Annotated in this window: 9 protein-coding genes and 1 tRNA gene; 9 read left to right on the top strand and 1 reads right to left on the bottom strand. The window is 73.5% G+C overall.

Going from position 1 to position 12905, the window contains the following annotated elements; translation table 11 throughout:
* The first annotated feature begins 46 nt into the window (after nt 1-46).
* The 6 genes from NR111_RS06015 (at nt 47) to NR111_RS05990 (ending at nt 8350) form a co-directional block, all read left to right on the top strand.
* On the top strand, nt 47-1267 hold the full coding sequence (locus NR111_RS06015) for a glutamate-cysteine ligase family protein (RefSeq protein ID WP_256820248.1): 1221 nt from the start codon (nt 47-49) through the stop codon (nt 1265-1267).
* A gap of 16 nt (nt 1268-1283) precedes the next feature.
* Nucleotides 1284-1733 (top strand): circularly permuted type 2 ATP-grasp protein, encoded by a 450-nt coding sequence (locus NR111_RS06010; protein WP_256820247.1) that lies wholly within the window; start codon nt 1284-1286, stop codon nt 1731-1733.
* Nucleotides 1643-2629, top strand: coding sequence for a circularly permuted type 2 ATP-grasp protein (locus NR111_RS06005; protein WP_256820246.1), 987 nt, complete (start codon nt 1643-1645; stop codon nt 2627-2629). The genes NR111_RS06010 and NR111_RS06005 overlap by 91 nt, the downstream gene beginning before the upstream one ends.
* A gap of 67 nt (nt 2630-2696) precedes the next feature.
* Complete coding sequence (locus NR111_RS06000; protein ID WP_256820245.1) at nt 2697-5303, top strand: carboxylate--amine ligase/circularly permuted type 2 ATP-grasp protein; 2607 nt, start codon at nt 2697-2699, stop codon at nt 5301-5303.
* Entirely contained in the window at nt 5296-7185 is a 1890-nt protein-coding gene (locus NR111_RS05995) for a prolyl oligopeptidase family serine peptidase (protein WP_154829997.1), read from the top strand. The genes NR111_RS06000 and NR111_RS05995 overlap by 8 nt, the downstream gene beginning before the upstream one ends.
* The gene (locus NR111_RS05990; RefSeq protein WP_256820244.1) at nt 7163-8350 is read left to right on the top strand and encodes a M20 family metallopeptidase; all 1188 of its coding nucleotides are present in this window, start codon (nt 7163-7165) and stop codon (nt 8348-8350) included. Before NR111_RS05995 ends, NR111_RS05990 begins: the two co-directional genes overlap by 23 nt.
* Before the next feature lie 168 nt (nt 8351-8518).
* Here the strand turns inward: NR111_RS05990 and selD are convergent, their stop codons facing one another.
* On the bottom strand, nt 8519-9529 hold the full coding sequence (selD, locus tag NR111_RS05985) for a selenide, water dikinase SelD (RefSeq protein WP_256820243.1): 1011 nt from the start codon (nt 9527-9529) through the stop codon (nt 8519-8521).
* A gap of 71 nt (nt 9530-9600) precedes the next feature.
* On the opposite strand from selD, the gene NR111_RS05980 reads away from it, so the two are divergent.
* The 3 genes from NR111_RS05980 to selB all read left to right on the top strand — a co-directional run bounded on the left by NR111_RS05980 (nt 9601) and on the right by selB (nt 12841).
* Nucleotides 9601-9696 (top strand) — tRNA-Sec (locus NR111_RS05980).
* 119 nt (nt 9697-9815) lie between these two features.
* Nucleotides 9816-11078 carry an L-seryl-tRNA(Sec) selenium transferase gene (gene selA / locus NR111_RS05975; protein WP_256820282.1) on the top strand — a complete coding sequence of 421 codons (1263 nt, stop codon included), beginning with the start codon at nt 9816-9818 and terminating at the stop codon, nt 11076-11078.
* Complete coding sequence (gene selB, locus NR111_RS05970; RefSeq protein WP_256820242.1) at nt 11078-12841, top strand: selenocysteine-specific translation elongation factor; 1764 nt, start codon at nt 11078-11080, stop codon at nt 12839-12841. The genes selA and selB overlap by 1 nt, the downstream gene beginning before the upstream one ends.
* The last annotated feature ends 64 nt before the right edge of the window (nt 12842-12905 follow it).

The following is a 12905-nucleotide window of genomic DNA, read 5'->3' as shown; positions in this document are numbered from 1 at the left end:
AACCCGACCGGATGTGAACGCCGCCCCCCGGCCCTACATTTTCTTTATGGAAGCAGTGTTGAGGTCGATGGTCGTCGAAGAGGACCTGCACGTCCTCGACACCGCGAGCAGGGAGTTGACGCCCCGGGCGGCGGAGTTGCTGGCCCGGCGGGGTGGAGGTGGCTCGGGAGAGGAACTGCGCAACTGCGGCATCCGCGCCGCGACCGCCCCTGCCGGGTCCGCGACGGAGCTGCGGTCGGCCCTCCGCGCGGAGCGGGCGGGGCTCAACGGGGCGGGGGCCGAGCTCGGGCTGGCGGTGGTCGCCGCCGGGGCCGTCCCGCTCGTGCCCCCCGGGTCCGCCCTCGTCGACGAGACGCCGAGGACTCGTCGACTCCTGGCCGACTACGAGTACCTGGCCCGGGATCAGATCTACTGTGGCGTCCGGATCCGGGTGGAGGCCCATGGCGCAGACGAGGCTGTCGCGGTGTCCTGCCGGATTGCTCCGTACCTGCCGGTGTTCCTCGCGCTCACGGCGAGTTCGCCGTTCCTGAGGGACGGGTCGGACTCCGGCTACGCGAGTTGCCGCTCGGTGGCGGCCTCGCAGTGGCCCACGGCGGCGCCCGTGGCGGGCGTGTGCTCGGCCGCCGAGTACGACGAGCTGGTGGCCGACCTCGTGGCCAGCGGGGTGGTCGTCGATGTGTCGATGGTGGGCTTCGGCGTGCAGCCCGGGGCCGACCGGCGGTCCGTGGAGCTGCAGGTGGGTGACGCCTGTCCCTCCGCCGACGCCACCGTTCTGGCCGCCGCTCTGTTCCGGGCCCTCGTCGAGCGCGAGGCGACCGCCGTCGCCGACGGCGCCGGGTCGGCGACCCCCGCCGAGACGAGGCTGCGGGCGGCCCTGTGGCGCGCGGCCCGGTCGGGCCTCGAGGGTGATCTCGTGGACCCCGTCACCTTCCGGGCCCGGCCCGCCACCGACGTCGTCTCGGATCTGGTGGAGTCCCTGACCGGCGAGTTGAACCGGTCGGGTGACCTCGACACCGTGCGCACCCTGCTCGACAACGCGCTCTACAACGGCAGCAGTGCGTTCCGGCAGCGCCAGGCCCTCCGCCGGCGGGGGCACCCCCCACGACGTGGTCGACCTGCTCGCGGCGGAGACCGCCGGGATCAGCGGTCCCCGGTCGGCGGTCCCCGATGCCCACTCACGACTGTTCGGCGTCTACGAACCGATCGAGGGCCTCGACGCCGACCCGAGCTGGGACGAGGCGGTCGAGGAGGGGGGTGCCCCCCGTGAGGCCTACGCTCCCGTGATGTCGGCCCTGGACCGGGCGGGCACCGTGCGGCTCCGGTCGCGACAGGTGACGGCGGAGAAGGAGGCCTCGGTGGCCGGGGTGACGTTCCGGGTCACCGGACAGGAGCGGCCCCAGGCGTTCCCCATGGACTTCGTACCCCGCATCATCTCGCCCGAAGTGTGGCGGGTGCTGGCCGCCGGCACGGAGCAGCGCGCCCGCGCCCTGGACGCCTTCCTCGACGACATCTACGGCCAGCGCGAGTTCGTGCGCGCGGGGCACATGACGCCCGAGTCCCTGGACCGCGCCCCGGTCACCGCAGCACGGGACGCGTACAGCGGCCGGGTCGGACGCGGGCGCACATCTGCGGGATCGACCTGGTGTGCGGGGACGACGGCACGTGGTTCGTGCTGGAGGACAACGTCCGGGTGCCCTCCGGGATCGCCTTCTCCCACGCCCTGCGACAGATGACCACCTCCCTGTTCGGCGACCTCACGGGCGGGTTCGATCTCCACGCGCCGGACGAGGCGTTCGGCATGATCCGCGAGACGCTCGAGGCGGCCGCGCCGCCGGCCGCCGGGGACGAGCCGCAGCTCGCGGTCGTCTCCTCCGGGCCGACCGACTCGGCCTGGTTCGAGCACCGACTCATCGCGCAGCGCACCGGACTGCCGCTGGTCACGCCCGACCGGCTCACCTTCCGGGATGGGGTGCTGCACTATCGTGCGGGCCGCGATCTGCACCGGGTGGACGTCATGTACGCCCGGATAGACGAGGACATGCTCCTCAGCTCGCCGGGCGACGACGGCATCCCGCTGCGCGACGGGCTGCTCGACGCGCTCGGGGCCGGACGCCTGACCATCGCCAACGCCCTCGGCAACGGGGTGGCCGACGACAAGGCCGTCTACGCCTCCGTCCCCGCCATGATCGACTTCTACCTGGGGGAGACCCCGATCCTCGAGCAGGTCCCCACCTACCTGTGTGCCGACCGGACGCAGCGGGACCTCGTGTTGGACCGCCTCGGCGAGCTGGTGGTCAAGCCGATCGACGGGTACGGCGGACTCGGGATCACCATCGGGCCGGAGTGCTCGGAGGCGGAGCTGGCCGCCCGCCGGGAGGACCTGCTCACCCGGCCGGAGGGGTTCATCGCCCAGGAGGTCGTGCCCCTGTCCACGTTGCCGACCTTCGACGGGACCCGGATGCAGCGCCGGCACGTGGACCTCCGCGCGTTCGCCCACGTCCGACGCGAGGGGGGCAGGACCACCGCGCACGCGGTCCCGGCCGGGCTCACCCGGGTCGCGCCGGCGGGATCGATGATCGTCAACTCCTCGCGGGGCGGCGGCGGCAAGGACACGTGGATCATGCGGTGACCCCCGCGCCGGGCGCGGAGAGCTGCTGCGGGTGCGGGTGCGCCCGCGTTCCCTTAGCGTGGGAATGATGACCGACGCACAGCGATGGATCAGAGTCGAAGAGGAACTCCACCTCGTCGACACGAGGACCCGGCGACCGGTTCGGCGGGCAACGGACGTGCTCGCCGCTCTCGGCGACACCGGGCAACGGGGACAGGAGGGCCACGTCCGGCCGGAGCAACACGGCGCGATCGTGGTCGCGGACGCGGGCGCCCACACCGGGCTCGGCGAGCTCGGGGACGCCCTCCGCCGTAACCGGACCCGCCTGGCGGAGGCCGCCAACGGACTGCGGACCGGGGTGGTCGCGGCAGGGTCGCTGGCCTCGCCCGGAGTGGAGTTCGACCCAGCGCCGCAGGACCCCCACCCCGCGCCGGGCCGCGAGTCGCAGACCCGCGCCTCGGCCGGCTTCCGGGTGGTGGTCGAGACCGCCGACGCCGACGAGGCCCAGTACGCGGCCCGACGGGTCGCCGCCCTCGCGCCGGTGCTGCTGGCACTGTCGGCGAGTTCCCCCTACTGGGCAGACGGCACCGACTCCGGGTACGCCTCCACCCGCTACTTCGAGAGCCAGTGGTCGCCCGCACACCTGCCCGCCTACGCCGCCGACACCGCCGACGAGGCGCTGGCCTGCGAGGACGAGATCGTCGCCACCGGCGTCGTCGCGGGACGGGAGGGGATCGCGGTCGACGTCCGCCCCTCCCGGGACGGCGACGGGATCGAACTCGTGGCCTGCGACTCCTGCAGCACCATCGACACCCTCGTCGTCGTCGCCGCCCTGTTCCGCGCGGCGGTCGACCGCGTCCTCGCCGAACGGGACGCCGGTCAGGACTCCGGATCCGGTGGGTGGGACGGACCCTCCGACGCCGTGCTGGCCGCGGCGTTCTGGCGCGCCGCACGCTCCGGACTCGAGGGGGACCTCGTGGACGTGGCGACCGGGCGCCCCCGCCCCGCCACCGAGGTGCTCACCGGACTGGTCGACGACCACGTCGACCACCTCCGGGCCGGAGGCGAACTCGACCTGGTGCTGAACCTGCTCGACGGGGTCCGCGGTTCCGCGACCTCGGCCACCCGCCAACGCGCGGCGCACCGCCGACGGGGACGCCGCAGCGACGTGATCGCCGTCCTGCTGGCCGAGACCGTCGAGCGGATCCGCCCCCGGGACACCGCCGACGACCGCGGGATGCGACACATGCTCGCCTCCTACTCGCCGCTCGGGGAGGCGGTCACCGAGGAGGTGCACGACGAGGCCATCTCCGAGGACGGCAACCCGCGGCCCGAGTACGTGGACCTGCTCAAGGCCGTGTCCGACATGGGCCCCGAGGTCCTGTGCGAGCGCAAGGAGCAGGTGGACGACAGACTGCGCTCCATGGGCATCACGCTCAAGGTGTACGGCAAGGACGAGCCGCAGGTCTTCCCGCTGGACTCCGTCCCGCGGATCGTCCCGGCTGACCAATGGGCGCGGATCTCTGCGGGCATCGAGCAGCGGGCGCGCGCGATGGAGATGTTCCTGCGCGACATCTACGGGGCGGGCGAGATCAGCCGGGCCGGCGTGGTCCCCGCCGAGGCGCTCCAGCGCGCACCGGGGTTCCGTCCCACCGGACGCGCGGTGCCCGAGGGCGTCCTCCACGCCCCGGTGTGTGGCGTGGACCTGGTCTCCACGGCGCCGGGCGAGTGGATCGTGCTCGAGGACAACCTGCGGATGCCCGGGGGGATGGCGATGGCGGTCGCACTGCGCGACCGGATCGCCGAGGGTTTCCCCGAGTTCGGTGCGCGGTCGGAGGTCCACGACCCCCGCGAGGCGCTGGCGATGCTGACCGACACCCTGCGGGCGGCCGCGCCCGAGGGGGTCGACGATCCCGCCATCGGCGTGGTGGTCGCCGAGGACGAACTCGAGGCGTACGACCTCAGCAGCGTCACCGAGGCGGTCGGTGGCACCCTGGTGACGCCCTCGGACCTGGTGTGCGAGGACTCCGCCCTGTGGCGGATCGAGGGCGGGGAGCGGCAGAAGATCGACGTGCTCTACGTCCGTATGGACGAGGAGATGCTCCTGTCCTCTACAGGCGCAGATGGCACCGCGCTGCGCAGTGGGCTGCTGAACGCGATGGCGGAGCACGGCGTCGCCGTGGTCAACGCGCCCGGCAACGGTGCAGCCGACGACAAGGCGATCTACGCCATGGTCCCCAAGATCATCGACTTCTACCTGGGCGAGAAGCCTCTCATCGGCCAGGTCGACACGTACCTGTGCGCCGACCCGGACCAGCGTCGACAGGTCCTCGACCGGCTCGGCGAGCTGGTCGTCAAGCCGATCGACGGCTACGGCGGGTCCGACATCACCGTGGGCCCGGAATGCTCGCCCCGGGAGCTCGACGAGCGTCGGGACGAGCTGCGCCGCCACGGGGACCGGTTCGTCGCGCAAGAGGTGCAGTCGCTGTCCACCCTGCCGACGTTCGACGGCCGCGAACTGCAGCGTCGCCACGTGGACATGCGGGCGTTCGTCATGTTGCGGCACGGTGAGGGGGGAGAGATCGCCGCCACGGCCCCGCCTGTCGCACTGACGCGCGTGGCCCCGGCGGGCACCATGGTCGTCAACGCCTCGAGCGGAGGCGGCGGAAAGGACACCTGGATTCACCGTGCCTGACACCACCGAGGTCGACGTCGAGGTCACCGAGGAGGCCGAGTCCCGCGACGTCGCGGGACCACCCGACGACGCCGCCGGGGGGCCCACCCAGATCCGCCACACCACGTCCCCCAACCTGTCGCCCGACGGGTCGATGCTGGCGTGTGTGGTCACCGAGCGCACCGGCTACCCGCGCGCCGTGCAGCGGCCGCTGGGGCCGGGTGGGCTGGACGGGGCCGGGCCGGAGCGCGACGTCGTGCTGCCCGTCGACGGCCCCGTGCGCCGCGTGGCCTACTCGCCCAACGGCAGGTGGCTCGCCTGCGAGGTCGCCCCGGACGGCGGCGAGCGCGAACGGATTTGGCTGGTCACCACCGACCCCGACGATCACGACGTCTACCCCGTCGACACCGTGGGCGACGCCACCGTCCAGATCGTCGGCTGGGACGGCGACCTGCTCGCGGTGACAGCGTTCGACTCCGAGGGCCTGGCCGAGGGCCGCCTCGTGGACCCCGAGACCGGGGAGCACACCGTCGTCGATCGACGGATGGGCGGTGCACTGGTCCACGCGTGGGACGGAGCCGCGCTGTTCCGGGTGGGTGCCCGCGGTAACCGCGAGTTGCTGCGCATCGTCCCCGACGGCCGGTGGTGGCCACTGCTACCCGTCGACACCGGCTCCACCACGGACGCCGGGGTCATCCTCGACGCGGGGGACGACGACCGTCCCATGCGGATGGTCGTCCGCAGCGACCATTCGGCGGACCGGATGGGCCTGCTCGCGGTCGAGGCGGACGAGGACTCCACCGAGTCCTGGCCGGTGGCGTTCCGCACCGACGCCGATCTCGACCGCGTCGAGGTGAGCCTGGACCGCTCGACCGCGGTGCTGCTGTGGAACGTGCGCGGTGGTCTGTCGGAGATCGAGGTCCTCGACCTACGGCCGGAGCGCCCCCGCGTGATCGTTCGGCCACCGCTGCCCGAGGTCGTGGCGACCTCACCCACGCTCACCGCAGACGGCCGGTTGCTCGCGCTCACCATCGAGAGCCTCGACCAGCCGCCGCGCGTGGTGATGTACGACGTGGACAACCGCAGGTGGACCGGGCGGCCGCCCGAGCAACCCGACCCCGCGCCGACGTTGGTCGAGTTCACCGCCCGTGACGGACTCCAGCTCAGCGGCTGGCTGTACCGTCCCGACATCGCTGACGAACCGGGCCCGACCGTGGTCCACCTCCACGGCGGTCCCGAGGGGCAGTCGCGCCCCGGGTACAACGACATCGCCCGCCGCTACCTCGACATCGGCGTGAACTACTTCCTGCCCAACGTGCGCGGGTCGACCGGCTCGGGTCGTTTCTTCAGTCACGCCGACGACCGCTACGGTCGCTTCTCCGGCATCGACGACGTCGAGGACGCGTTGCTGCACCTGATCGACGAGGGCATCGCCGATCCAGGCCGGGCGGTGGTCTCGGGCCGGTCCTACGGCGGCTACCTGGTCAACGCCACGCTGGTCCGCCACCCCGGCAGGTGGCGAGGCGGAATCGCCGCGTGCGGGATGAGCGACCTGCAGACCTTCTACCGCACCACCGAACCGTGGATCGCCGCGGCCGCCTACCCCAAGTACGGCAACCCGCTCCAGGAACGTGAGCTACTGCGGGAGGCCTCGCCCCTACGGCGGTACCACCACGTGGACGTCCCGATGCTCTTCGTCCACGGCGCGCACGACACCAATGTGCCGCTCAGCGAGACCGATCAGGCCGTGGAGTTCCTGCGCCGGCGCGGCGTACCGGTGGACGTCCTGCTGTTCGAGGACGAAGGTCATGAATTCGTGAAATTGGCCAACCGGCAGCGTCTCGGCGACCGGGTGGTCCAGTTCTGCCAGGAGGTGTTCGATGTTCGGACGCAAGAAGAATGAGACCCCCGACCCGACCGGGTTCGAAGGCCGGCTCCTCGGGTGGCGGCGGCACATCCACGCCCACCCCGAGCTGTCCTACGAGGAGCGGGAGACGACCGAGTACATCGAGGGCGAGCTCCGCTCGATGGGGCTCAAGCCCGAGCGGTTCGAGGTGGGCACCGGGCTGTGGTGCGACGTCGCGGCCGCCGACGGGGCCACGTCGACCGACGTGGTGGCGCTGCGCGCGGACATCGACGCGCTGGCCATGAGCGAGGAGTCCGGCGAGTCCTTCTCCTCCGAGGTCGAGGGCGTCAGCCACTCCTGCGGGCACGACGGCCACACGGCGATGCTGCTGGGCGCCGCCGAGATGCTGGTCGCCGACCCGCCGCCCCGCCCGGTGCGCCTGATTTTCCAGCCGGCCGAGGAGACGATGCCCGGCGGTGCCAAGGACTGCGTCGAGGAGGGCGTGGTCAAGGGCGTCGACCGCATCCTCGCGCTGCACTGCGACCCGCACCGCCCGGTCGGCGAGGTGGGCGTGACCGGCGGGGCCATCACCTCGTCCAACGCCAAGATCGGCATCACCGTCCACTCGGACGGCGGGCACACCGCGCGTCCGCACGAGACCCAGGACACCGTCTTCACCCTCGCCCAGATCGTCACGGGCGTCACGGGCGTGATCGACCGGCGGATCGACCCGCGGTCCGGCACCGTGCTCACGTGGGCCTCGATCAAGGCCGGCGGGTCCGCGCCCAACGTCATCCCCGACTCGGGCGAGATCTGGGGCACGCTGCGCAGCGCGGACCGGGACGTGTGGGCGACCGTCGAGCCGCTGGTCCGCGAGACGGTCGAGCGGATCGGTGCCCTGTACGGGGCGCGCACTGAGGTCGAGTACATCCAGGGTGTGCCGCCCGTGGTGAACGACGACGAGTGCGCCGACCTCGCGGCGAAGGCCGTCCAATCGGTGCTCGGAACCGACGGGGTGGGCACCGCCGACCAGTCCAGCGGCGGCGAGGACTTCGCCTGGTACACCGAGGAGATCCCCGGCGTCTACCTGCGGTTGGGGGTGTGGGACGGCGAGTCCGAGGAGACGGATCTCCACCATCCGGGCTTCGTGCTGGACGAGCGGGCGCTGGCCCACGGTGCCCGCATCTTCGACGCGTTCGCCCGCCTCGACCGCCCCGCCTGAGCTGGCGGGGCGGATCCCGGCCGCGCGCGCTCACTCTCCCGCCCTCGTGCGCTCACCCTCCCGCCTTTGGGCGCTCACCCTCCCGCCGAGCAGAGGATTTCGCCGGTATCGCCCGAGAGTGGGTGTGCGAAATCCTCTGCTCGGCGAGGTGCGGGGAACTCGGCCCCGTCAGCGCACGGTGATCGCCGCGTCTCCGGCGGGGACGAGTTCGCCGATCACGGTGCCCCCCGGGATCTCCCCGGCCACGAGCAGCCCGCCGGAGGTCTGGGCGTCGGCGAGCAGGAGCAGCTCGTCCTCGTCCACGTCGGCCGCGAGGTGCGGACGTACCCAGTCGAGGTTGCGGCGCGTCCCGCCGCTGACGTATCCGTCGGCGAGCGCCTGACGGGCGCCCTCGAGGTAGGGCACCGCGGCGGGGTCGATCACGGCCGAGACGCCGCTGGCCCGGGCCATCTTGTACAGGTGGCCGAGCAGGCCGAACCCGGTGACGTCCGTGGCGCACTCGACCCCGGCGGCCAGGGCGTCCCGGGAGGCGACGTCGTTGAGGGTGGTCATCGTCTCGATCGCCTCGCGGCTCACCTCCCCGGTGTTCTTGTGCCGACAGTTGAGCATCCCGATCCCCAGCGGCTTGGTGAGCGACAGCGGCATCCCGGCCCGGCCCGCGTCATTGCGCAGCAGCCGGTCCGGGTCCGCCAGCCCGGTGACGGCCATGCCGTACTTGGGCTCGGGGTCGTCGACGCTGTGCCCGCCGGCCACGTGGCATCCGGCGGCGCCGGCCACCTCCTGGGCGCCACGCAGCACCTCTCCGGCCATCTCGTACGGCAGGACGTCCATCGGCCAGCACAGCAGGTTGATCGCCATGATCGGCGTCCCGCCCATCGCGTAGACGTCGGACAGCGCGTTGGCCGCGGCGATGCGCCCCCAGTCGTACGGGTCGTCGACGACGGGGGTGAAGAAGTCGGCGGTGCTGATGACGGCCCGGCCACCGGTGATCCGCACCGCCGCCGCGTCGTCGCCGTCGTCGAGGCCCACGATGAGTTCCGCGGCCGGCTCCCGGACCGGGGCCCCGATGAGGTCGGCAACGACGTTCTCCAGAGCACCGGGCGGGATCTTGCAGGCACACCCGCCCCCGTGCGCGTACGAGGTGAGCCGGGCTGCGGGCGAGATGGGTTCGGTGGTCATGGTCCGACCCTAACGAGGCGGCGCCGATCGGTGGGCGCGGCCGGGGAACACCGCCTAGTCTCGTGGGGCAGGGAGGCGTCCGGGCACCTGGTGGTCCCCGCGGTCTTCAAAACCGACGTGGCCGAGTATCTCGGTCAGGCGGGTTCGATTCCCGTCCGCCTCCGCCACAACCTCACCGTCACCGGCACCGATCCGAAAAGGGGAACGGACGATCACCGAGCAGCCGCACGAGGGGTCGGGGCCGTCGTCGCCCGATCCGCGTCGCCTCATCCCGTCCACCGACGTCCTGCTCCGCGATCCGCGCCTCACCGGGGCGGTCGACGGGCTGGGCCGCGAGCTGGTCAAGGGCGAGATCCGGGGCGCGCAGGACCGCGCCCGCGCGGGAGTGCTCCGGGCCGACGAGATCGTCGACGCGGTGCTCGACGCGCTGCCCGGCGCGCCTGTGACACTGACGCCCGTCCTCAACGCCAGTGGCGTCCTGCTGCACACCAACCTCGGTCGGGCGCCGCTGTCGGATGCCGCCGTGCGCGCGCTCGCCGAGGCCGCGGGCACCAACGACGTGGAGCTGGACCTGGCGACGGGTCGCCGGGGCAGGCGGGGTCGCGGCGCCCTCGACGCCCTGCGGGCCGCCGTGCCCACGGCAGGCGACGTCCACGTGGTGAACAACGGCGCGGCCGCCCTGGCCCTCGCCGCGACCGCGCTGGGCGGGCCGGGGCGGACGATCGTCATCGCGCGCGGTGAGATGGTGGAGATCGGCGACGGGTTCCGCCTGCCGGAGCTCCTGGAATCCACGGGGACCCGGTTGCGGGAGGTCGGCACGACCAACCGGGTCAACGCCGAGGACTACTCGCGTGCGATCGACGACACCACGGCCTTCGTCCTCAAGGTCCACCCCTCCAACTTCGTGGTGAGCGGCTTCACCTCGTCCGTCCCGCCCGCCGAGCTGCGGGACCTCGGGGTGCCGCTGGTGGTGGACATCGGCTCGGGGCTGCTCGCGCCCCATCCCGCGCTTCCGGATGAACCGGACATGACCACGACGCTGGCGGCGGGCGTCGACCTCGTGACGTCCAGCGGCGACAAGCTCCTCGGTGGCCCGCAGGCCGGGATCATGGCCGGCGACGCCGCGCTCGTGCAGCGCCTGCGTCGCCATCCGCTCGCCCGCGCGTTGCGCGTCGACAAGCTCACGCTGGCCGCCCTCGAGGCGACGCTGCGCGGCCCGCGCCCGCCCGTCGTCGCCGGTCTCGAGGCCGACCCCGCCGAACTGCGGGCGCGGGCCGAGCGGATCGCCGCACGACTGCGCGCGGCGGGGCTTGATGCGGAGGCCGTCCGGTCCGTCGCCGCCGTCGGCGGTGGGGGCGCGCCCGGTGTCGACCTCCCGAGCGCCGCGGTGTCCCTGCCGGAGCGCTGTGCCGAGACATTGCGCGCCGGACGCCCCGCCGTCCTGGGGCGTGTGACCGACGGCCGGTGCCTCCTGGATCTGCGCGCAGTGCCGCCGGGGGACGACGACGAGCTGGCGCGACTCGTGCTCCGGGCGGAGGCGCCCGCCTGATGTTCGTCGTCGCCACCGCCGGCCACGTCGATCACGGGAAGTCGACGCTCGTCCGTGCGCTCACCGGCGAGGAGCCCGACCGGTGGGACGAGGAACGCCGCCGTGGCCTGACCATCGGTCTGGGGTACGCCTCGACCACCCTCGACGACGGCCGCACGGTCGCGTTGGTCGACGTGCCCGGCCACCGGCGGTTCGTCCCCACCATGCTGGCCGGGGTCGGGCCGGTGCCCGCGGTGATGTTCGTCGTGGCCGCCGACGACGGGTGGATGCCGCAGTCCGCCGAACACCTCGACGCGCTCACCGCGCTGCGCGTCGAGCACGGCGTCCTCGTCATCACGCGCAGTGACCTGTTGGACCCGGACCTCGCGCTGGCGGAGGCCCGTGACGCGATGGCCGGGACACCCCTGGCGGACATACCGGCGGTGTGCGTCTCGGCCGTCACCGGCGCCGGGATGGACGCGCTGCGCGGGGAGCTCGCCCGGCTGGGCACGCTGCTGCCGGAGCCCGATCGCGACGCCGACGTGCGGCTGTGGGTGGACCGGTCGTTCAGCATCGGCGGAGCCGGCACCGTCGTCACCGGCACGCTTCCCGCGGGCACGGTGCGGGCGGGGGACACGCTGGAGCTGGGGCCGGGTGGGCCGCAGGTCACCGTCCGTGGTCTGCAGTCGCTCGGGCACCGGCGCGACGAGGTGGCGGCGGTGGCGCGGGTCGCCGTGAATCTGCGCGGGGTCGCCGCGGACGAGATCCCGCGGGGCAGCACTCTGGTCACCCCGCAACGGTGGCGCCCGGTCGGGACCCTCGACGTGCGCGTCGACGGGCGGACGGGCGCGCTGCCGGAGCAGGTGATGGTGCACATCGGATCCGCCGCGACAGCCGCTCACGTGCGGCCCCTCGACGAGGGTCATGCCCGCCTCACGCTCGCGGACCCGCTGCCGCTGCGGGTGGGGGACCGGCTCATCCTGCGCGAGCCGGGAGCCGACCGTATCCCGGCGGGCGCCGTCGTGCTGGATCCCGCCCCGCCGGCGCTGCGTCGCCGCGGTGCGGCCCGCCACCGCGCCGAGGAGTTGGCGGCGACACCGGAGCGCCCCGACCTGCCCTCGGAGCTGCGTCGGCGCGGCGTGGCCCACGTCGATGACCTGCGCGCATGGGGGATCGCCATCCCGGTCCGCGACCAGTCCCACCGCGGGTGGCTGATCGACCCCGGGCGCGTCGCCGTCCTCGCCGAGACCCTCGTCGAGGCCGTGCGCGAGCACGACCGCGCCGATCCGCTCGATCCGGGCCTGCCCACCGAGGCCGCCCGCCGCGCGCTCGGGCTGCCCGACGCATCCCTGCTCATGGCCGTCCTCGATCACCCGGCCGCGGCCCCGCTGCGGGCGGAGGGAGGCCGGGTGGTCGAAGGCGACGGGCCGGGCCTGCCCCCGGCGGTCCGCGCGGCAGCGGGCACCCTGGGCGAGCGGTTCCGGGTCGGGCCGTTCGACGCCCCGACCGCCGGGGAGTTGGCCGGGCTGGGCCTCGGACCGCGTGAGCTCGCCGCCTGCGAGCGGGCCGGGCTCCTCACCGGCGTCGGACCCGGCGTGTGGCTGGGTCCGGGCGCGATCGGGGAGGCGGTACGGCGGCTCCGTGAACTACCGCAGCCGTTCACCCCGAGCGGCGCGCGCACCCACCTCGACACCTCGAGGCGTGTGGTGATGCCGCTGCTCGAGGTGCTCGCCGAACGCGGGCTCACCCGCCGCGAGGGCGACGACGGCCACGCCATTGTCTGACCCGTCATGTCGGTTGCCGCGCCGGGCCGCCCCGGACCCCGCCGGCCGGACGAGCCCGCGGGTA

It is taken from the genome of Dietzia sp. Die43, from assembly GCF_024519835.1.
Lineage (GTDB): Bacteria > Actinomycetota > Actinomycetes > Mycobacteriales > Mycobacteriaceae > Dietzia > Dietzia kunjamensis.
Note: the sequence above shows the minus strand (reverse complement) of the source record. Positions and strands in the feature narration are given on the sequence as shown.

What these genes read in the sequence shown, in the direction of transcription:
- NR111_RS06000 (WP_256820245.1), top strand. Translation starts at nt 2,697, where the DNA reads ATGACCGACGCACAGCGATGGATCAGAGTCGAAGAGGAACTCCACCTC.
- selB (WP_256820242.1), top strand. Translation starts at nt 11,078, where the DNA reads ATGTTCGTCGTCGCCACCGCCGGCCACGTCGATCACGGGAAGTCGACG.
- NR111_RS06010 (WP_256820247.1), top strand. Translation starts at nt 1,284, where the DNA reads ATGTCGGCCCTGGACCGGGCGGGCACCGTGCGGCTCCGGTCGCGACAG.
- selD (WP_256820243.1), bottom strand. Translation starts at nt 9,529, where the DNA reads ATGACCACCGAACCCATCTCGCCCGCAGCCCGGCTCACCTCGTACGCG.
- NR111_RS06015 (WP_256820248.1), top strand. Translation starts at nt 47, where the DNA reads ATGGAAGCAGTGTTGAGGTCGATGGTCGTCGAAGAGGACCTGCACGTC.
- NR111_RS05990 (WP_256820244.1), top strand. Translation starts at nt 7,163, where the DNA reads ATGTTCGGACGCAAGAAGAATGAGACCCCCGACCCGACCGGGTTCGAA.